At 68.1% G+C, this 17,335-nt stretch carries 18 protein-coding genes and 9 pseudogenes; 11 read left to right on the top strand and 16 right to left on the bottom strand.

Annotated features, from left to right (window positions below; genetic code table 11):
• A pseudogene (locus AOK00_RS37455) lies at positions 1-187 on the bottom strand (IS701 family transposase); the annotation flags it as partial.
• Between the two features lie 65 nt (positions 188-252).
• Positions 253-648, bottom strand: coding sequence for a hypothetical protein (locus AOK00_RS25160; RefSeq protein WP_254047486.1), 396 nt, complete (start codon positions 646-648; stop codon positions 253-255).
• A gap of 513 nt (positions 649-1,161) precedes the next feature.
• Here AOK00_RS25160 and AOK00_RS25165 point away from each other — a divergent pair.
• The 3 genes and pseudogenes from AOK00_RS25165 to AOK00_RS37460 all read left to right on the top strand — a co-directional run bounded on the left by AOK00_RS25165 (position 1,162) and on the right by AOK00_RS37460 (position 3,409).
• A complete protein-coding gene (locus AOK00_RS25165) occupies positions 1,162-1,641 on the top strand; it encodes a GrpB family protein (protein WP_216822270.1) in 480 nt (159 codons plus the stop codon).
• A gap of 97 nt (positions 1,642-1,738) precedes the next feature.
• A pseudogene (locus AOK00_RS40585) lies at positions 1,739-2,360 on the top strand (transposase family protein); the annotation flags it as partial.
• A 117-nt stretch (positions 2,361-2,477) separates the two neighbouring features.
• Positions 2,478-3,409, top strand: a protein-coding gene (locus AOK00_RS37460) for an IS5 family transposase (RefSeq protein ID WP_437441441.1) whose coding sequence is annotated in 2 segments (ribosomal slippage) — positions 2,478-2,913 and positions 2,913-3,409 — 933 coding nt in all. Because the reading frame shifts where the segments join, the coding sequence is not laid out codon by codon here.
• Positions 3,410-3,418: 9 nt separating this feature from the next.
• Here AOK00_RS37460 and AOK00_RS39750 read toward each other — a convergent pair.
• Positions 3,419-3,649 (bottom strand): annotated as a pseudogene (locus AOK00_RS39750) (e9imm peptide).
• Between the two features lie 64 nt (positions 3,650-3,713).
• Here AOK00_RS39750 and AOK00_RS25190 point away from each other — a divergent pair.
• A pseudogene (locus AOK00_RS25190) lies at positions 3,714-3,929 on the top strand (transposase); the annotation flags it as partial.
• Here AOK00_RS25190 and AOK00_RS41625 read toward each other — a convergent pair.
• Together AOK00_RS41625 and AOK00_RS40590 are read right to left on the bottom strand one after the other, a co-directional pair.
• Positions 3,857-4,030, bottom strand: a pseudogene (locus tag AOK00_RS41625) (IS5/IS1182 family transposase); the annotation flags it as partial. The pseudogenes AOK00_RS25190 and AOK00_RS41625 sit on opposite strands and share 73 nt — an antisense overlap.
• On the bottom strand, positions 4,026-5,438 hold the full coding sequence (locus AOK00_RS40590) for a pentapeptide repeat-containing protein (RefSeq protein WP_367870056.1): 1,413 nt from the start codon (positions 5,436-5,438) through the stop codon (positions 4,026-4,028). The pseudogene AOK00_RS41625 and the gene AOK00_RS40590, both read right to left, overlap by 5 nt.
• Before the next feature lie 57 nt (positions 5,439-5,495).
• Between AOK00_RS40590 and AOK00_RS41470 the strand changes: the two are divergent.
• Together AOK00_RS41470 and AOK00_RS41475 are read left to right on the top strand one after the other, a co-directional pair.
• Positions 5,496-5,666 (top strand): annotated as a pseudogene (locus AOK00_RS41470) (transposase domain-containing protein); the annotation flags it as partial.
• A gap of 493 nt (positions 5,667-6,159) precedes the next feature.
• Positions 6,160-6,444 (top strand): annotated as a pseudogene (locus AOK00_RS41475) (transposase); the annotation flags it as partial.
• Positions 6,445-6,731: 287 nt separating this feature from the next.
• Here the strand turns inward: AOK00_RS41475 and AOK00_RS36420 are convergent.
• Positions 6,732-7,580 carry a S1 RNA-binding domain-containing protein gene (locus tag AOK00_RS36420; protein WP_079042186.1) on the bottom strand — a complete coding sequence of 283 codons (849 nt, stop codon included), beginning with the start codon at positions 7,578-7,580 and terminating at the stop codon, positions 6,732-6,734.
• Between the two features lie 66 nt (positions 7,581-7,646).
• Here AOK00_RS36420 and AOK00_RS25205 point away from each other — a divergent pair, with 66 nt between their 5' ends.
• Both AOK00_RS25205 and AOK00_RS25210 read left to right on the top strand, forming a co-directional pair.
• Complete coding sequence (locus AOK00_RS25205; protein ID WP_159041844.1) at positions 7,647-8,147, top strand: hypothetical protein; 501 nt, start codon at positions 7,647-7,649, stop codon at positions 8,145-8,147.
• A gap of 171 nt (positions 8,148-8,318) precedes the next feature.
• Positions 8,319-9,470, top strand: coding sequence for a HEAT repeat domain-containing protein (locus tag AOK00_RS25210; RefSeq protein ID WP_055602554.1), 1,152 nt, complete (start codon positions 8,319-8,321; stop codon positions 9,468-9,470).
• 43 nt (positions 9,471-9,513) lie between these two features.
• Here AOK00_RS25210 and AOK00_RS40595 read toward each other — a convergent pair whose 3' ends face one another.
• Positions 9,514-9,750: a hypothetical protein gene (locus tag AOK00_RS40595; protein ID WP_254047488.1), complete on the bottom strand. Its 237-nt coding sequence runs from the start codon at positions 9,748-9,750 to the stop codon at positions 9,514-9,516.
• Between the two features lie 191 nt (positions 9,751-9,941).
• The gene (locus tag AOK00_RS40600) at positions 9,942-10,631 is read right to left on the bottom strand and encodes a hypothetical protein (RefSeq protein WP_254047489.1); all 690 of its coding nucleotides are present in this window, start codon (positions 10,629-10,631) and stop codon (positions 9,942-9,944) included.
• A 148-nt stretch (positions 10,632-10,779) separates the two neighbouring features.
• Here AOK00_RS40600 and AOK00_RS39190 point away from each other — a divergent pair, with 148 nt between their 5' ends.
• Positions 10,780-11,178 carry a hypothetical protein gene (locus tag AOK00_RS39190; protein WP_159041845.1) on the top strand — a complete coding sequence of 133 codons (399 nt, stop codon included), beginning with the start codon at positions 10,780-10,782 and terminating at the stop codon, positions 11,176-11,178.
• 43 nt (positions 11,179-11,221) lie between these two features.
• On the opposite strand, the gene AOK00_RS39195 is transcribed toward AOK00_RS39190, so the two are convergent.
• Complete coding sequence (locus AOK00_RS39195; RefSeq protein WP_159041846.1) at positions 11,222-11,359, bottom strand: hypothetical protein; 138 nt, start codon at positions 11,357-11,359, stop codon at positions 11,222-11,224.
• 425 nt (positions 11,360-11,784) lie between these two features.
• Here AOK00_RS39195 and AOK00_RS36430 point away from each other — a divergent pair, with 425 nt between their 5' ends.
• Complete coding sequence (locus AOK00_RS36430) at positions 11,785-12,282, top strand: hypothetical protein (protein WP_063886653.1); 498 nt, start codon at positions 11,785-11,787, stop codon at positions 12,280-12,282.
• Between the two features lie 683 nt (positions 12,283-12,965).
• Here AOK00_RS36430 and AOK00_RS36435 read toward each other — a convergent pair.
• Positions 12,966-13,574, bottom strand: coding sequence for a hypothetical protein (locus AOK00_RS36435; RefSeq protein WP_159041847.1), 609 nt, complete (start codon positions 13,572-13,574; stop codon positions 12,966-12,968).
• A complete protein-coding gene (locus AOK00_RS25225) occupies positions 13,571-13,837 on the bottom strand; it encodes a helix-turn-helix domain-containing protein (protein WP_437441442.1) in 267 nt (88 codons plus the stop codon). Before AOK00_RS25225 ends, AOK00_RS36435 begins: the two co-directional genes overlap by 4 nt.
• Before the next feature lie 411 nt (positions 13,838-14,248).
• Between AOK00_RS25225 and AOK00_RS25230 the strand changes: the two are divergent.
• Positions 14,249-14,503, top strand: a pseudogene (locus AOK00_RS25230) (transcriptional regulator NrdR); the annotation flags it as partial.
• A 72-nt stretch (positions 14,504-14,575) separates the two neighbouring features.
• Here the strand turns inward: AOK00_RS25230 and AOK00_RS25235 are convergent.
• The 5 genes and pseudogenes from AOK00_RS25235 to AOK00_RS41205 form a co-directional block, all read right to left on the bottom strand.
• The gene (locus tag AOK00_RS25235; protein WP_055602556.1) at positions 14,576-14,830 is read right to left on the bottom strand and encodes a hypothetical protein; all 255 of its coding nucleotides are present in this window, start codon (positions 14,828-14,830) and stop codon (positions 14,576-14,578) included.
• A 72-nt stretch (positions 14,831-14,902) separates the two neighbouring features.
• A pseudogene (locus tag AOK00_RS41630) lies at positions 14,903-15,410 on the bottom strand (DUF6924 domain-containing protein).
• A gap of 84 nt (positions 15,411-15,494) precedes the next feature.
• On the bottom strand, positions 15,495-16,109 hold the full coding sequence (locus AOK00_RS25245; protein ID WP_055602568.1) for a YdeI/OmpD-associated family protein: 615 nt from the start codon (positions 16,107-16,109) through the stop codon (positions 15,495-15,497).
• Positions 16,110-16,169: 60 nt separating this feature from the next.
• A complete protein-coding gene (locus AOK00_RS25250) occupies positions 16,170-16,691 on the bottom strand; it encodes a hypothetical protein (RefSeq protein ID WP_055602557.1) in 522 nt (173 codons plus the stop codon).
• A 389-nt stretch (positions 16,692-17,080) separates the two neighbouring features.
• On the bottom strand, positions 17,081-17,203 hold the full coding sequence (locus AOK00_RS41205; RefSeq protein WP_301554227.1) for a hypothetical protein: 123 nt from the start codon (positions 17,201-17,203) through the stop codon (positions 17,081-17,083).
• Positions 17,204-17,335: the final 132 nt, after the last annotated feature.

Below are 17,335 nucleotides of genomic sequence, written 5' to 3' on the forward strand. Positions count from 1 at the left end.
GCATGCCCGGCCTCCTCCGCCAGCGTCCACCCGTTCTTCCGCTCCAGCGGAGCGATCAGGCCCCCCCCGTATATAGGCAAGTGCCGACTCACGCGGCTCCGACCTGGCAAAAACGGTGCACGAACCGCTCATGCAGAGTCTTCACCTCACCCGCCCACCCCCGGACATCAACCAGAACCCCACCCATGAACAGAACAACGACCCACCTGCCCAACCGCCACAACGAGGACCGTTGCAGTATGAGAGCTCCTCTCAATTGCTGAGGTGTCGTCGGATGAAGGGCGACGTTCCCAGGACGAGTGCGACGAAGGCGGTCAGTCGTTGAAGGCCGGGCTGAGTGGCGAGGCTGCTGTGCTGGATGCCGTAGACCGCGTACCAGGTGGCGGCGAGGTCGGTCGCCATGATGACGCAAGCGAGGTCGATTCCTCGGCGCTTGCCCCTGATCAGGAATACGGCGGCGAGCGCGTCGAAGAGTGCCAGCGACGACCAGTAGAGGTTGAGCCATCCCGGCGCCCAGTGGTACGGGTGCAGCCCGTGGCTGAGGAGGTCGCTGACGTGCGCAGAAGCGCCGACGAAGAGCAGGACGGCCGCGATGCCGCAGACCGATGTCACCGCCCAGCGCGGGGCGTGGTGCATCCATCCGATCACGCTGTGGATCGTCTCACCCGCGGGTGCTGCCCGTCAGGCCGCCAGCCTGCGGTAGCAGCTGACAGTGGCAGCGATCCCAGCGAAGGCCAGGAGGTGCTCGGCCTCGCGCTCGTAGCGGCGGTGCCGGGGGCGGGCAGCTGCTCAGCCAAGTCATGGTGCGCTCGGCCGTCCTTCGCTGCCGGCCCGGCCGAGTGGAGCTTTCGATACCCCCGTGGGCGATGTGGTGCCGGATGTCGCGCGAGCGGAGCCACCCGCAGGTGGTCGGAGTCCGCATTGTTCGTCCGCGTGGAGCTTGGCGGGTCGACGCCGACGCGGCACGCGGCGGGACCGGATCGGCGGAATGGCGCGCACCAGCGGCTCCCGTGCCTGGGTGTCGTGAAGGTTCGCCCCACTGAAGACCAGCGGCCCCCGGCCACGGCTGGAGTCGACCGTGGAACACTGTTCAATGTGGGAGAGCCGATCGAGATCGTGCCTTATGACCCTGCCTGGCCCGAGATGTTCGCCAGGTAGGGGGTGGCCCTGCGTACGGCCCTGGGTGACGCCGCAGCTCGTATCGACCACATCGGGTCCACTTCGGTGCCAGGACTGGCAGCCAAGCCGGTGATCGACATCCAGATCTCAGTGATGTCGCTGGAGCCGACGGACTCGTTCCTGGGACCGTTGACAGGCATGGGGTTCGTGTACAGGGAGGACAATCCGGAACGGACCAAGCGGTACTTCCGGGAACCTCCAGGTCAGCCCCGTACACACGTACACGTGCGCCAGCTGGGCAGCTTCTCCCAGCAGTTCCCACTGCTGTTTCGCGACTACCTCCGCTGCCACACGTCTGCCATGACCGAGTACGCGGCAGCCAAAGGGCGCTTCGCGGCCACGTTCCGCAACGACCGGCCCGGCTACGTCCAAGCGAAGGATGCCTTCGTATGGGACATCATCCGACGCGCTGACGCCTGGGCCCAGTGCACCGGCTGGGCCCCCGATCCGAGTGACGCCTGAACCTTGGCTCCGAACCGTTACTGCTGTCGAGATCTCGGAGTTACGGCACAGCTCTTCCGAGCTCGTGCACGGTAAGCGGTGAGGCGTCGAGCCACGGATGGTTGCTCATGGTCGGGCGGCAGTGGACGCGATTCGAGACGTGATCATCAGCAAGCGCCGCATCATTGGCCTGCCGGCTGATGTGATCGCTGAACTCAGCGCCGAGGTGGACCCGTTACGGCATGCGCATCACCAAGCCAAGCTGGCCTCGCGACCGTGGCTGCGGGCTGCGGGAGCCGGCGCGAAGCACCGGCTGGTGTTCGTTGACCGGCTCCCGGCCACCCTCATCCATGCGCGCCACGGGGCCACTTACGATGTGCTGGCCTGCTGGTTCAACGTGGACCGTTCCACGCTCACCCGGCCCATCGGCGAGGTGCGGCCGTTGCTCGCCGAGCTGGGGGTACCCGGCTGCAGGCCAGCTCTCGCCGACGTCCTGCACATACCGCAGACCGGTGTGGCATGGCGCGATGTCCCCGCAGAGACCGTGGGCTGCTCCGGAGTGACGGCCTGGCGCCGGCTGCGGGAGTGAAACCGAGGCCGGCGTCTGACCACGCCTGCACGCCGCCATGCTGACCGGGCTGCGCCGCGCCGACCTGCTGAGCCTGGACGACTGCTCCGCGGACGGGTCGCACGTCCGGGCCCTGAAGGGGGATCGCGTCGGTCCCTCGCCCGTGGACCGGCTCCAAGCACCACCTGATCGTCATCGGCGGCGACTTCGCCGCCGGCAGCGGCACCATCGCCTAGGACTTGTCCGGCCGATCATGTGACTACTCCGCTGCCATGTCGTTGATGTGGACATGGGGCGGGGAGATCTGACGGATGCCGAGTGGGAACGACTGCGGCCGTTCCTGCCGGTCAGCAACAGGCGTTGTGGCAGGTGGCGGGATCACCGGCAGGTGATCGACGGGATTCTGCACCGGGTTCGGACCGGCGTTCAATGGCGCGACCTGCCCGAACGGTTCGGCCCCTGGAAGACCGTCTACGAACGCCACCGCCTGTGGTCGGCCGACGGAACCTGGGAACACCTGCTCCAACAGGTCCAGGCCGAGGCCGACGCCGCAGGCGAGATCGACTGGGACATCTCGGTCGACTCCACCATCGTGCGGGCACATCAGCACGCCGCCGGCGCCCGCACCGAACCACCATCGGCGCCCGCCCCAAAGGGGGACGCAGCGGCAGAACACCAGGGCGAAACGCCGTGGCAGAGCCTCGTCGCCCGCCTGGCGGAGGTGGTGCGGGAGGTGAGGGCCTGGGTCGCTCGCGGGGCGGGTTCACCACGAAGCTCCACTTGAGCGCGGACGGCCGTTGCCGCCCGCTGTCCCTGATCGTCACACCCGGACAGCGGGCGGACTGCACACAGTTCAAGCCCGTGCTGGAGAAGATTCGCGTCCTGCGGATCGGGCCGGGCAGGCCGCGCAAGAGGCCGGACAGCCTCGCGGCGGACAAGGCTTACAGCAACGGGCCGTGCCGCGAGTACTTGCGGCGCCGGGGCATCCCGCACACGATCCCGGAGAAGACCGACAGCCAGGCCGCCCGCCTGCGCAAAGGCTCACGCGGCGGACGGCCACCAGCCTTCGACGAAGAGCGGTACAAGAAGCGCAACACCGTCGAACGCGCGATCAACCGGCTCAAGCACGCCAGAGCCGTGGCAACCCGCTACGACAAGTGCGGCTACGTCTTCCTCGGCACCGCAACCGCAGCAGCTCTCGTTATCTGGCTTCGCACCTGAGCGCGTGGGTCACAACGCGATTGCCCGATAGGCCAGTGCCTGATCGACCACCTCATCGGCAGAGAGCTCTCGCTCTGAGGGCCAGAAGATCAGGCCGCTGACATGGCCCGATGGACAGGCCAGGGCGCTGTCAAGCCTCTCCAGCTACCTGTCCGCCTCGTCCTCAGACGCATAGTCCACATCCATGATCCGCTGCACGAGCGCGACCGCTTCAGCCCGGCTCATCTCGACGGCACCCATCACAGCCTCCCTGAGCATCAGCCTAACGAGCAGCATGATCGGGCGGACAAGTCCTAGCCGCCGCGGAACCCCGCTCGCCCTCACCCTCACCGGCGGCAACCGGCACGACGTCACCCAGCTCCTGCCACTGCTGGACGCCGCCCCATCGATTCGCGGCCCGCGCGGACGCCCTCGCCGCAAACACCGGCGCCTGTACGCGGACCGGGGCTACGACTTCGGCACGTACCGCCGCCTGCTGTGGAAACGCGGCCTCAAGCCGCTGATCGCGCGACGGGGCGTCCGCTCGACACCGTTGCGGCGGCGGTAGATCGCCTTGTCGAACCCTTCCGGTCGGCCGCCTTGGATGCCGCGGCGCCGGCGGTTGGCCCGCCTGTGTTCAGGCAATCAGGGACGTCCAACGCTCGGGCAGGCTGACTGTCACAGGATCAGAAGCGCCGATGGCAGAGAGAAGCCCAGCAGGAGCGGGGCCATCCGTGTCATGGAAGTTCACCGTGCCACTGGAGAACGTCGCGCCGACGAAGGACACGCTTCGGCCGCAGAACATCACGTAGCGGAAGTCCACGGTGCCACCGGAGAACGTTGCCTCGTCGAAGTTCACATCGCTGCCCGAGAACGTCGTGCCGCCGAAGAACATCGAGCCGCCGGAGAACGTCGCGCGGCTGAAGATTACTACGCCGCCGGAGAACCTCGCGGCGGCGAAGGCCATGGAGCCGTCGGAGAACGTCGCGTCGCCGAAGTTCACCACGCCGTCGGAGAACGTCGCTTTGCCGAAGTCCACCTCGCTGCCAGTGAACATCGCGTTGCCGAAGTTCACCACACCGCCGGAGAAACTTACGTCGCCGAAGTTCACTAGGCCGTCGGAGAACGTCGCGTTGCCGAAGTCCACGACGCCGTCGGAGAACGTCGCGCCGCTAAAGGAAACCGTGCCGCCGTCGAACGTTGCATCGCGGAAGTTCATGTCGCCATCGATGGTGACGCCGGTGAGGTCGAGGTCGAAGCCTTGCCAGGAGCGGTGGGTTCCCCGGGGGATCCTGTAGTGGTCACCGATGAGTCGCAGGATGGTGTGCCGGACCTTGCGGAAAGCCAGGTAGCTGTGGTGTTCCTCTTGCTGGGCGGGGTCGTTGCCGGGGTCGGGGAGGAAGGGAAGCTGGAGGTAGGCGCACAGGACGTCGATGCAGGTCTGGCGCAGGTTGCTGTCGGGGGCGTCGTCGGCGAGGCCAGCGAGAGCGTGGACGCCTCCGAGACGGACGGCCGGGGACTCCGAGCCGAGCTTGTCGACCGCCTGGGAGAACCGTTCCGTGTGGAGCCGGGTGGCTTCGCGGTGGGCGCCGGCCTCGTCGACCCGCTGGCGGCGGTAAGCGACGACCAGGGCGACGAGCGCACCGGCCCCGGCGACCACGCCGAATGAGAGTTTCACCAGATCGAACAGCGTCTTCGCGTCGAGCTTCGCAGCGCGGTCGATCTCCTGGAAGTCCAGCAGGACAACCAGAGCGTAGAAGACACCGCCGGCCGCTAGGACGGCTGCGGCGAAGATGACCGTCAGGGCCCGGCCGACCTTCCACAGTCGTAGCTCCCGCTCGTCCGGGGCAGATCGCGGCCCCCGTGTATCTGTCATGAGGATGAAGACAAGCCCCGAAGGCTCATGGTTGCGTTGCTCTCCGGCAGAGCGCACCGCAAGGAAGGCCAGGACATCTGGTGCCCTGGACGGACCGGGACAGGCGCGGAGCAGAAGGGTGCTGCTCCTGTCGAGCGGGTGATCACGGGCACCGCTGACGACGTGATGGAGCATGCTTTCCGCCTCATGATGGTCTAGCGCCCGACTCGGCCCGGGGGCCGTGCCAGGCCAATGCAGTTGCTTTTGATCCGGGGCGACCGGCGACGTCGCCTCCTGTCGGCGAGGCCGGTTGTGTACTTCGTCCTGGCCCTGTGTTTGTTCGCCCGGGAGTCGTACGAGGAGGTGGTGCGGGTGCTGAGCAGCGGCAACCCGGGCAGCCGGCCTCTCGCGCGGGTGAACCGGTCGTCGTTGTGCCGGGCCCGTGCTCGCCTCGGTGAGGACGGGCTGGAGACCGTGTTCCGCCAGGTCGCTGGCCCGCTCGCCACCGCGGACACGCCCGGCGCGTGGTGGCGGGGGCTGCGGCTCCTCGCCCTGGATGGCACCCAGGTCGATCTTCCGGATTCGACGAGCAACGGCGACACCTTCGACGGTCCGTCCACCACCGGTGGCGTCCCCTTCCGGTTCCCCCAGGTCAGGGCGGTGGTCCTCGCGGAGATCGGAACGCACGGAGTCCTGGATGCCCGCCTCGGCGGTTACCGCGACGGCGAGCGCAGTCTCGCCTACCCGCTGGCCGGCTCCGCTCGCCCCGGCGACCTGGTCATCGCCGACCGCGGCTTCTGGTCGGTCGAGTTCGCTCACGTCTTCACCTTGGAGGGCGCGGATCTGCTTGGTCAGGCTCCAGTCCAACCACCTCGGCACCGCCCAGGAAGAACTTCCGGACGGCTCGTATCTGTCGATGGCGCGACCTGGCAAGGAGGTCCGGCTCCGAGCAGCGAGGGAAGGCCGGACGCTGCCCCGACAGGTGATCTACCGCGTCATCACCTTCGCGAAGGGCGACAAGGTCGCCCCCCTGGGCACGACGCTGCTGGACCCCGAGCAGTATCCGGCCGCCGAGCTGGTCGCGCTCTACCGGGAACGCTGGGAGATCGAGCTTGCCTTCGACGAGATCAAGAACCACCTCGGCCCCGGCGGGCCGATCAGATCGCGAACACCGGAAGGCGTCCGGCAGGAGCTGTGGGCCTACCTCGCCGTCCACCACGCGATCCGCCAGTTCGCCCACACAGCCGCGCTCGTCCGCCCGTCGGTGGACGCCGACCGTATCTCCTACCTGAAGTGCGTCCGCATCATCCCGTCCCACCTCCGATCGACCGCCACCAAGCTGACCCGCTCCTTCACCGAGGCCAGGCGGGAAGCACGCAGGACCCGCGAACGCATCGGCCGCCACCACGGCCTGTGGCGCGACATCACCTGGCGTATGGGGCTGTTCACGAGTAGCGGTGACCTGGTGCGGTACAGGGCACCTAGAGATCACTTCCCGTTTTCAGGTAGATCGTTTCCCGTTTCGCCGCGGTTCCTGGCGGACAGGGTGAGGCGGCGGCGTACGAGGTCGACCTCGACGATCCGTACGGTGATCTCGTCCCCCTCGCTCACGATCTGGCCGGGGTGCTCGACGGGCTCGTCACGGAATTCGGTGTTGTGCACGAGGCCCTCGACGCCGTCGGCGATGCGAACGAAGGCTCCGAACGGGATCAGCTTGGTGACCTGTCCGGTCGTGACGATGCCTGCTTGGTCCGCGAAGGGAACGAGCGGGTCCTCTTGGAGAGCTTTCAGTGACAGCTGGACCTGTCCACGCCGGGTGTCTATGTCGATGATCTCGCCGACGACCCTCTGGCCGGCCGTGACGGCGTCTGCGGGATGGTCGATCCGCCGCCAGCTCAGTTCGGGGCCCCTGATGAACCCGGTGCACTGATCATCCGGTTCGCCGTCGAGGTTCACGAAGACACCGAAGTTGTGGACGCTCTGTACCTGACCTTGGTGTGTTGTTCCGCGCCGAAGGCCGAGAAGGAATACTCGCAGAGCCGGGTCCTCACACGCTGAAGCGGAGGCCAAGACGCGTTCCTGCTGCCAGTCGACGGCTATCACTTCGAAGGTGAGCCGCTGCCCGATGATCACGGCTTCAGACGGATGCCCGATGGCCTTGCGGGTCAGATCGCCGCGAGGGATACGTCCCAGCGCTTTCCCTGGACCAGAGAATCCGTCGAGTTCGACGAGCACCTCCCGGTCCTCGACGCTGATGACGCGGCCGGTGCGGACTTCGCCGGCTCGTATGGTGCTCAGGAAATCCTTCAAGGTCTCGTTCGACAGGGGTTCGGTCACGGCCACGACTCTAGACAACGGGCTTCGGGCTTGCCCCAGAACCAGCTGATCCTCATGCTCAGGTCCATGAACAGGCCAAGCGGCACCTTCGACGCCGTTCCCCTGGAGGCTCTCTTCCCAGACGCTAGCGTCGCCGATCTCGGCCGCCTTCGGCGTTCAGCAGACGGGATCGATGGCGTCCAGGTACCAGGGAAGTTCCAGGTCTGGGAGTGGTTCCCCCAGCACGTCACGTTCCCGGGACGGGCTGTGGCCGGCACACCGCAGATCCTGTTGGCTGCGGTCTCCCTCTACGACGCAGACGGTGACTGGCTCGAGGTCTCACTCGACGTGGAGTGGACCAAGGAGGGCCTTCTCAATGTCTGGTCAGCCATCAGCCTGGCCTGCTGGTGCGAGGTGGACCATAACGCTCACTACGTCGACCCCGTAGAGCGGACTGTCATCGGAGCGACCTCGTTGGCTGACGCTTTCGAGACCATGACAGGTCGGTTCATCTCGTGGATCGCCGGACCACGGGACCCTGAGTTCTGGAGAGCCCACGCGAGCCTCCCTCCTCGGAAGCAGAGATGAGGAGTGGGCGACTGCGGTGCGGCGACGAAGAGCGGTCTTGCTTGGGGTATCGCTGGCTCATCATCGCCATTGTCTGCGTCCTCGTGCTCACCCTCGGTTGACTCAGGCCTTTCAGGGCTTAGGCTCGGGAAAACCGTTGGCTGTCGGTGTTCCCTGCTGGAAGATTCTGGGATGATCGACCACCGTGACGCCGTCCTCCGCCTGTGGGGTCGCCAGCTCTACGAGCGTCAGGGCGAGCCACTCGCCTGGGCGGAGGCGGTCCTGGAGGCCACCGGTCGCCCGCCGACCGCCGTCGCCGCGGCGATGTCCGGCCGACTCGACGCCCTAGCTGATTCCCCATCGGACCGCGCATGGCTGCTGTTCCGTACGGTCGCCAAGCTGGCCGCGAACCTGCGCGGCGACGGCCGCTATGACGCGGACGTCGGCACCCGAATCGGCCCAGTGGCCCTGCGGTTGGGCGATCTCGAACCACCGCTCGCGAGCCCGCTCGGGGACGCACTCGGCCACCCGCCGGACGGGCCGACATCCCTCGTCACCGTCCACGCCGCCGAGTTGAGCAGGGACCGCACGATTCGGCTGCGGGCGATCGACGCCCTGCTGGAGTGGGCCGAGCTCGGCCACCCGCAGGCCCGGGCGGCCCTGTCCGAGGTCGCCTCTGACCACCGGGCGCAGGATGTCACCGTCTGGACCAAAGCACTCAACCGGATCGCCCTGTTCGGCGACGCGAGCGTCGAACCGGGCCTCCTGCGCGCGCTTGCCGACACCGGGCACCGCGGGGTGCGGTGGTCGGCGCTCGCCTGCGCCGAACTCGGCTTGCGCCGGGCCATTCCGCTGATCACCGCACTGCTGGAGCATCCCGATCCGATGGTCCGCGAGGGTGCCTGCGAGGCGCTCGGCCTCTTTGAGGAACGCGCCGCCATACCCGCCCTGACCGCCCGGCTGAACGACGAGACCACCTGGGTGCGCAGCAGAGCCGCCCTGGCACTCGGCCAAATCGGCGGCGACCGGGCACTCGCTGCGCTCTGGCAGGCCATGATGGAACACCGGAACCCGAAGGCCGGTCATCTCGCGTCAGCGATCGCCGCCTTCGGCCCGCCGGTGGTGGACGACCTGATCGCCCTCACCACCGATCCCGACCCGGACCTCCGAGCACTGGCCTGCCGCGCTCTCGGCTCCACCGCCGACGACCGGGCCCTGCCGGCACTCGAACACCTCGCCGCCCACGACCTCGCCAGAACCACCCTCGGCGGCCTCGTAGCAACCGCCGCCAAGCAGGGACTGCGGACCGCGCACCGAATGCGCGCACGCACCGCATCGACCTGAGCTCGACGCTCGTCTCGACTGACGTTCACCGTGTGGAGATGCGTCAGCTCTTCTGATTGAGGGCGCGGGGCAGGTCGCGGTTGGCTGCTCGGGCGGCTTCAAGTTCGGCTTGACGCTCCTCAAGCGCGCGCGTCAGTCCAACGTTGCTCTGTTCGAGCTTGGTGATCCGACTGTTCAGCTCGGCGACGTCGGCGGGTGGCCCAAGTCCGGAGGCCCGCCAAGTCTCTTCGCCGAGCGCCTTCGACAGGCGTTCTTCGAGCTGCTGGACGCGGGCGGCCAAGCGGGCGCTGCGAGCACCTGCGTTTGCGAGATCGGCTTGAAGCGATACCCGAAGTGACTGTTGGCCCAGTCCCGGACGGCGTGGCCGGTTCGTGCGCCGCGGTGTGGAGCGCATCGAGGAGGTCGCGATGGCGTTGGAGGAAGGTGCGGTCGACACGGGCGGCGCGGGCGATGGCTGAGGCGGTCAGTGGGCTACCCTCGCGCCGTGTGGTGGTGATCGCGCTCGTCACGCGGGTACGGCGGCGTTCGGTATCGGCCTGGCGGCCGTCGTTCATGGCTGTGGTCACGACGTGCGGATCCTTGAGGGTCGGACGTCGGGCAGGGGCTGGCCGACGCGGGGCATGCCAAGGTGGACGGTGCGCGGCGCACGAGAGCGACGGCCTGCTCGATCTGCGCGCGGTCCTCGGCGGCGTGCTGGGTGAGGTCGGAGCTGACGCGGTCGATGAGCCGGCGGACCCGGCTGATCTCCTCCTGGGAGGGCATGGCCTGGGTACGTGCCCATTCGTCGGCTTCGAACGCGGACATCAGCCGTTCCCGGCTGCGCAGCAGGTCGGCGAGGTGGGCCTTCAGGTCGGGGAGGTAGGAGACGTCGGTGGAGAAGTGCTCGCAGCCCAGGCAGCGAAACCGCAGCGGGCACGCGTGGCCACCCGCGGCCACGTTGGACGGCTCGCCGCAGGCCCCGTATGGTGTGGCGACCTCCCCGATCGCGCGGCGGACGTGCTCGGAGTCCAGCAGACTCTGTGCCGCGCGCCAGACCCGGTTGCCGTGCCGGTCGAACTGTAGGGCCGCGACCCGGTCCACGGCCTCGAGGCGCCGCTCGGCGCCGATGCGTAGTGGTGGGCTCGAATATTGGAACTCGCCGAATGCCTCTGTCGGGGACACCCAGGCAGGGCCACAGGTAGTCGAAGAAGCGGATCCACCACGCTGGGGGGTGCTCGGGCGGGTAGTAGGAGACGAGGTCGCTGACGCCGTCGTATCTCGTCCAGAGCAGGTGCTCTGCGATGACGGTGTAGCTGAGGGCTTCGAGTTCTTGCCCGACGCGCAGTCGATCGGTGGCGTGAAAGAGCTCGCGTTCCTCTTCCTCGTTGTAGCTCCCGGGGTTGCCCAAGGTCACGACGGCGAGGTTCCCGAAGTTGCTGATGGTCAACGTGATGTGTTCGGCGCTGTCGGCGGCGGTTGCCGGGATCACAATTGTCCCGTGGTGGCTAGCGTCCTGGACCTGGCGGTCGACGGTGCAAGTGCACTGGAACCGCGCGTCCAGACGGGTTGCGAGCTGCTCGAACCGGGCTCGGGCGGCGGCGTGGTCGTAACCGCGGGGATATTCCATGTGCTGCGGGTCATCGAGCTGTCGGAGCAGAGCCCAGGTGCTCTGGTCATCGATGGGCATGTACGTCTTCTCCTTGGAGATGGCGGGTGGCTCGTTGGCTGATCTCTGCTGCGTAGGCGGCCCAGTCTCCGGCGGCGGCTCGCTGTCATTTGACGGCGACGGTGATGTCGATGCCGAGGGTGCGGGCGAGGACCGCGGCGGGCAGCTCGGTGGCGAGCTGGAACAGGGCGCTTGAACGGGCTTCCGCGAGCCGGATGCCGAGTTTGCGGAGCCTCGCGCCCATGGCCCAGGCACTGATCGGCCGGCCGGGCTGGCCGCCGGGGAAGAGCCAGGGTGACTCTGTCCGGCCGAGGACGGCATGGCTGCGGCGGGCCGCGACCTGCTGTCGGGCCAGGTCAGCGACGGGTGTGGGAAGCTCGACCGGAACGGCGCCGAGGCGGATGCGAAGGCTCCGTCCGTCTCCTCGATGTGGCCGACGGTGAGCCGGGAGATCGCTGCGGGCCACTGGGCATGGAGGAGCAACAGCAGTCCGGCCAGGCGGTCTTCAGGCTTGAGAGTTTCGTCGTGCAGTAGGCGACGGGCGGTGTCCCAGCGGGCCTCGTCGTCCATCGCCTGGGAGGGGCCGTTCCATCGCTCGGCGGGGGAGCTGAGGTCGCGGGCGATCTTCTGGGAAAGGGCCCAGCGCACGAAGTGTCCTGCCTTCCGGCGATGGCGGACATCGTCGCTGGTCATCCAGCGTTCGCGGTCGGCCTGACGGCAGGTGGCAATGGTCAGATTCTGCTCCTCGAGCCAGTCCAAGAGATGAACGGCCGCCCGCAGATGTTGCCGTGCGCCCGCGAGCTGGTAGTGCGTGATCTCCTTGCCGCGGCTGCGTCGGCGAAGCCGACGCAGGAGATGCCAAGACGCGTACCGGTGCAGCATTTTCCGGCCCTCGGCCGTCGCATGGGAGGCGACGGGGTTCTTCACGTGCCGTTCGAGACGGACCATCTGCTCGTCCCGCCCGGACAGGACTCCGGTGGCGACGAGAACGCTGCGGATGTGCTCGACGGCCTTGCCTTCGGGGAGCTCGTCCAGGGCCTCATGGGTGAGAGGCCGAGGGCCGGAGCCAAGATCGGTCAGGACGGTGGAGACGATGTCCTTGGAGAGCCAGCGCATCGCGGTGCCGGCCCGCTCGGTGTCGGCCAGGGCGTCGTGAAGGAGCCGTAGCTTCGGGTTTATGGAGCCGGAGCCATCGGCAAGGAGATCGTGGAGCCGCTGCTTGAGGCTGCGGCGGGGGCACGGTCCCGGCGCGTGCAGCCGTTCGGCTTGTCCGCAGGTGGGACAGGGGCGCCAGAGCTCGGCGTCCGGCGTGGTGCAGGGGCCGCAGACGGGGGCGTCGGCGGAGCCGGAGTGGATGCCGCGCATTCGTCCGCAGAGGGTGCAGTGAGCTTGGCGCCTGTCACAGCCGTCGCAGCGGGGCAGGCCGGTGAGCTTCGAGAGCATGCAGGGTGCGGTGCGACCGCAGATCGAGCAAAGCAGGATGGGCACGGGACGGCAGTTAGGGCAGATCGGCCCGTGCGCGGTGCGGTTGCTGACCATGCGTGACTCGCCGCAGACGATGCACGTCTCCAGGTTCGCCGGGTCCTTGACCAGGCAGCGCGGACACTGTGGTCGCCTCTCGGTGTCGCGGGTGGCCGGCTCTCGCCGAGCACCACAGCGTAGGCATTCTTCGAATCGGGACTTGGTGATGCAGTTTCGGCAGACCCGCTGCCCATCGAGCGGCTTGTCGATGCGGACCACCCGGTGGCAGCGCGGGCAGGGGGGCCGGACGATCCCGGCGACCCTGGCCTCGTGCAGCAGGTCGATGAACCGAAGGATGGCGCGGTGTGGCGCCAGGTGTCCCTCCCCTGTCAGCAGGCGAGGGTTGTGTTCCAGGGCCCAGACCACTCTCTGGCGATATTGAGGACGGTGGGGTGCCGACTGGCGGAGGGCCTCGGCGCGACCGCGTCACGGTCGGCGCCCGGGGCGATCGCGGTGATCAGTTCGTGGACGACTGCGGCAGGCTCCCGGTCGTCGGTGTCGGGACACATCTTGCAGCGGGGCAGGCCCTTGCGGTCGCGGAAGCTGACGCGTCGGACGTTTCCGCAGGCGGTGCACTCGGCTCTCTCCTGCCCGCAGACCGAGCAGTACCAGTCCTGGCCCTTGCGCTGGAGGGTTCGCAGCTTTTTGCCGCACTCTGCGCAGACCGGTGCCGCGATCGCCGAGGCGCCGGCCTTGCGGAGCTCGATGAGCAGATCGCCGATCGCCCGGGGTGCCGGCGACCGGCCGTCGGTCAGGACGGCAGACCGCATGGCCAGGGCCTTGGCCAGGCTCCGTGACTTCGCGCGGCCGCCCGCGACCGCGGTGACCGCGGCCCGGATCCTCTCGGCGCCGAGTTCCTTCTCGACATCGGTGACGAGGTCTGTGATCAGGCCGATCGGATCCTTGACGGCGCGATCCAGTTGGTCAGCCATGGTCAAGACCGGTCAACTCCTCTGATCCGAGCACGCTTTGGACGCAGTCCGCCGAGTCCCTCCGCGTCGGGTGCCGAGCCGCCGGCGGCTGCCTTCTTCGGCTTCTTCACGGCCCCGGCCGCCACGATCGGCTCGATGAGGTCGTCCATGGTGCAGTCGAGAATGTCGAGCAGGGCCATGAGGATCTTCAGGCTCAGTCGCTCCGGTCGCTCGACGACGAGCCGGTAGACCTGGCTCGTGGACAGCGCGATGCCGATGAACGACGCCACGGCCCCCATCCAGATCTGCTTCGGGCACCCGCGGGGATGGTCCCGGCGTCCCCGCGTCCCGGCCGGGGCGACCTGCTCCCCGCGCGTGCGGGCCCGGAAACGCGTCGCTTCGATGCCCCTTATGCGGCCATCCAGGCAGTGGTCCCATCCCCTTCGCCGGGATCCTTGCGGAGGCGCCAACTACTCCCCGCTCGTGCGGGGCAAGCCGTTTGCGGCCGGGGGCGTGCCGCCGTCGACCATCAGTGACTGAGCATGCTCCGTGTGCGGCACCACGCCCCCATGCGGGTACTGGGCCGAGGGCTGCCCCCTTCTCGAAGGCGCTCACGGGCGTGGTGAGGTTTCGCGGGTGTTTCCGGCTCGGGTGCGTGCAGGAGGACACCGATGGTCTTTCAAGTCCAGAGCGGCCGGCTCGCCCGCGCCAAGCTCGGCCAGCGGGTCGAGGGGGCGGTGCATGCCACCGGCAGCGCCGAGCTGACCACCCATGAGGTGGGTCTGGCCATCCTCGGCCCGTTGCAGGAGCTCGACGTCGTCGCGTCCCTGCGCTTCGCGTCCGTGTACAAGGCTTTCGACAGCCTCGAAGACTACGAGGCCGCCATCGTCGCTCTATGGGTCGAGGCCCGAACCGGACGTGGCGTGACGCCGGGTGGAACCCCGTTCCCCATGTAGTAGCGCCTTCAGCTGATCCGCCGTGGTTTCAGGTACCGGCCGCGTGTGCAAGGAGCCGCTTCAGCCCATCACCTATCGCCCGCACGACTGGGCATTGAGGATGTGGCGGATGATGGCTGCGGTTTCGTTCGGGTTGTGGTCCAGCCAGTCGGTGAGGTGTTGGCGGACGACCTCTTGGACGTAGGCGCCGGCTTCGGGATTGCCGAGCTTGGTCCTGGTGGAGGCATCGAAGACGGGATGGGCTAGTTTGACCGAGATGACTGCGGTCAGGCCCTCGTGGACGGCCTCGGCGTCCGGTCCGGCAACAACGGCTCGATCCGAGCCCACTGCGCATCACTCAACAACACGCTCCGACGAACGACCCGTACCTTCTATGGCAACGGGTGTTCGTTGCACCTCTCAGATGGGCCGCAGGACCTGATCAGGCTGTGCGGAAGCGGCCGCGGCGAATTCGGCGAAGCCCATGTTGCCGAGCGTCACGTTCGCATGGACCGCGTGCACCGCGGCGGGCGCGGCCCGGAAGCCCCGGGGCTCCGGCGACTCGATGAGCTCTTGGTAGTGGACGGGATCGAGGTCGCCCTCGTCTTCCCAGACCGTCGTCAGAGCCAGCAGCGCCTGTGTCGGCGACTGCATCGTGTGGCGGTCGGCAAGGAAGACGACGCTCAGGTATTCGTCTTCGTCCACCCGCAAGAGCCTCATCAGCTGTTGCCCCCGACCAAGCAGGCGCGTCGACCACCCGCACCCTCGCGGGAAACTCGCCAGCCGGCCCCCATGGCCGACACAGCTCACCGGCCACCGCATGCCACGACTCGCCGTCGCTGAAGTGGGTCCTGATGACGAGAGCGTCGAACATGTCGCGCCCGACGATCTCAGGCAGTACTCGCTCAGGGCCCTCCGGCATCGTCATGCCCAGGACTCTCCCATGCCGCACCGACACCCAGACCCTCGGGAGTGTTCCGGAAGAAACGGCCTGGTTCCGGTAGACGTCCGGTCACGATGTCGGCATGTTCGCTGGCTTGGCTCGCTGCGGGTGGACCGTCTCGTGCCGGACCAGCATCGCTACACACTCGGCGATCTTCCGGGCGCGTGTCTCGGCCCGCTTGGCGGCATTGACCCGGTTGATGAGGGCGAAGCGGTTGGTCTTGGTGAGCACCTCGAACATCGCCTGCGCCGCTGGGTCGGCGGCGATCGCAGATAGCAGGTCGGCCGGCACCTCCGCCTCCGATGACGGCGCGTAGGCGGCCGTCCACCGGCCGTCGGCCTTCGCGGCGTCCACCGCGGCGCGGCCGGCAGGCAGCATCAGGCCGGCCGCCTCCAACCGGGCCACGTTGGCGACGTTGCGTTGGGACCAGACACTGCGGGGTCGGCGCGGGGTGAGCCGCCTCCAGGAACTCTCCTCGTCGCGCTTGCGGGCCTGGCCGTCGATCCAACCGAAGCACAGTGCCTCGTCGACCGCCTGCTGCCAGGTCAGCGTGGTGACAGAGCCGCCCTTCCTGGTCAGGGCGAGCCACACGCCAGGGGAGGTGGTGTGGTTGTTCAGCAACCACGCGCGCAGCGCCGCGCTGTCGGCGACGATCAACTCATCCAGCTCGGTTCCGGTCACCACCACAGGTTAGTGCCGCAACCCGGTGCTGCGACCTGGCGCGGTGACTCGACGGGTCCGGTGTCAGGTGCCGGTGAGCTTGTCCAGGTCGGGGGCGTAGACGGTCATCCAGTGCGGGTTGAGCCGGTAGTAGACGACCTCGCGGTTCCAGTCGAAGGCGTCGTCGTCGCCGTAGAAGTCCTTCAAGTAGGCGAGGAGTTCCTGCCAGTCGGCCGCGGGCTCGGCGCCCTCGGGGTTCACCTCCTCCACCGTGCCATGGGTGAACACGCCGAGGTCCTCGCCGCGCATGTGCGCGACGCTGGCGGCCGGACGGGCCGCGAGATGACGGGCCTTGGCGGCGTTGCGCGCCGTGCCGAAGTGCCACCGGCCGTGCAGGAAGTGCCCGTCGGCACCGCTGATCCGCGGTTCGCCCTTTGCGGTCACCGCGGAGAGGGCGAGCGTGCACATGCCGGTGAGGACCCCGGTGAGCTGCGCCGCCGTGATGGTGCGGCCCTCGACGATCGAGCGGAGGTGTGCGGTCGAGCCGGAGAGAGAGGAGTCGAGGAGGGACTGGAGCTTGTCAAGTTCTTCTGGGGTTTCACGCATACGTCCATCGTCGGCCGTAAACCCGACACCCCCTGTCGTCATTGATGAAGCAGCGGTGCAGTTACTCCCGCGCGGGTTCCGCTCGGGATTCCGGGGACCGTCACCAACCGGATGATGGACGCCGAGCTCGACCGGAAGCAGGCAGCCATGCAGGAGTGCTGGTCTCGCAGGGTCGGCGGCTGATGTCACACCCTGGCGCTCTCGAACGGCCCTGCCCCTTCGATCTCGTAGGTACCCATGGCTCTCCTTTCGTCCGGGCCGGGGGAGTCCCGGCCCGGGACGCTTGTGTCCGCAAGCAGCGCCGAGTGCGGCCTGCCCGGGGCGAATCAGTCGGGCGGATAGGCCGGCCTGCATGAGAGCGAGCACGACAAGGAGCCCTTCGGCAGGTCTCACAACTTGAGGAGGATGGCGAGCGCCATGAACGCGGCACACGCCACCGTGAGGGCGGGAATCAGGACGGGGTAGCTCACGGCGATGAGGCCGCATACGGCCGTGCCGATGAGCGCGGTCACAACGCGAATGTTCGGTTCGGCCAGGCTTGCCTGTCGACAGCTCGCCTTGCCCACAGATTCGCGCAGGAGCTCGCCGAGCTCCTCAGGGGGCCGGCCCCGGTCTCCCGGATCTCCGTCGCATTCGCGACGACG

It is taken from the genome of Streptomyces aureus (assembly GCF_001418135.1).
GTDB lineage: Bacteria > Actinomycetota > Actinomycetes > Streptomycetales > Streptomycetaceae > Streptomyces > Streptomyces aureus_A.

What these genes read in the sequence shown, in the direction of transcription:
- AOK00_RS40590 (WP_367870056.1), bottom strand. Translation starts at nt 5,438, where the DNA reads ATGCTCCATCACGTCGTCAGCGGTGCCCGTGATCACCCGCTCGACAGG.
- AOK00_RS25205 (WP_159041844.1), top strand. Translation starts at nt 7,647, where the DNA reads ATGAACAGGCCAAGCGGCACCTTCGACGCCGTTCCCCTGGAGGCTCTC.
- AOK00_RS25210 (WP_055602554.1), top strand. Translation starts at nt 8,319, where the DNA reads ATGATCGACCACCGTGACGCCGTCCTCCGCCTGTGGGGTCGCCAGCTC.
- AOK00_RS39195 (WP_159041846.1), bottom strand. Translation starts at nt 11,359, where the DNA reads ATGGGCGCGAGGCTCCGCAAACTCGGCATCCGGCTCGCGGAAGCCCGT.
- AOK00_RS36430 (WP_063886653.1), top strand. Translation starts at nt 11,785, where the DNA reads ATGGCGGACATCGTCGCTGGTCATCCAGCGTTCGCGGTCGGCCTGACG.
- AOK00_RS25250 (WP_055602557.1), bottom strand. Translation starts at nt 16,691, where the DNA reads ATGCGTGAAACCCCAGAAGAACTTGACAAGCTCCAGTCCCTCCTCGAC.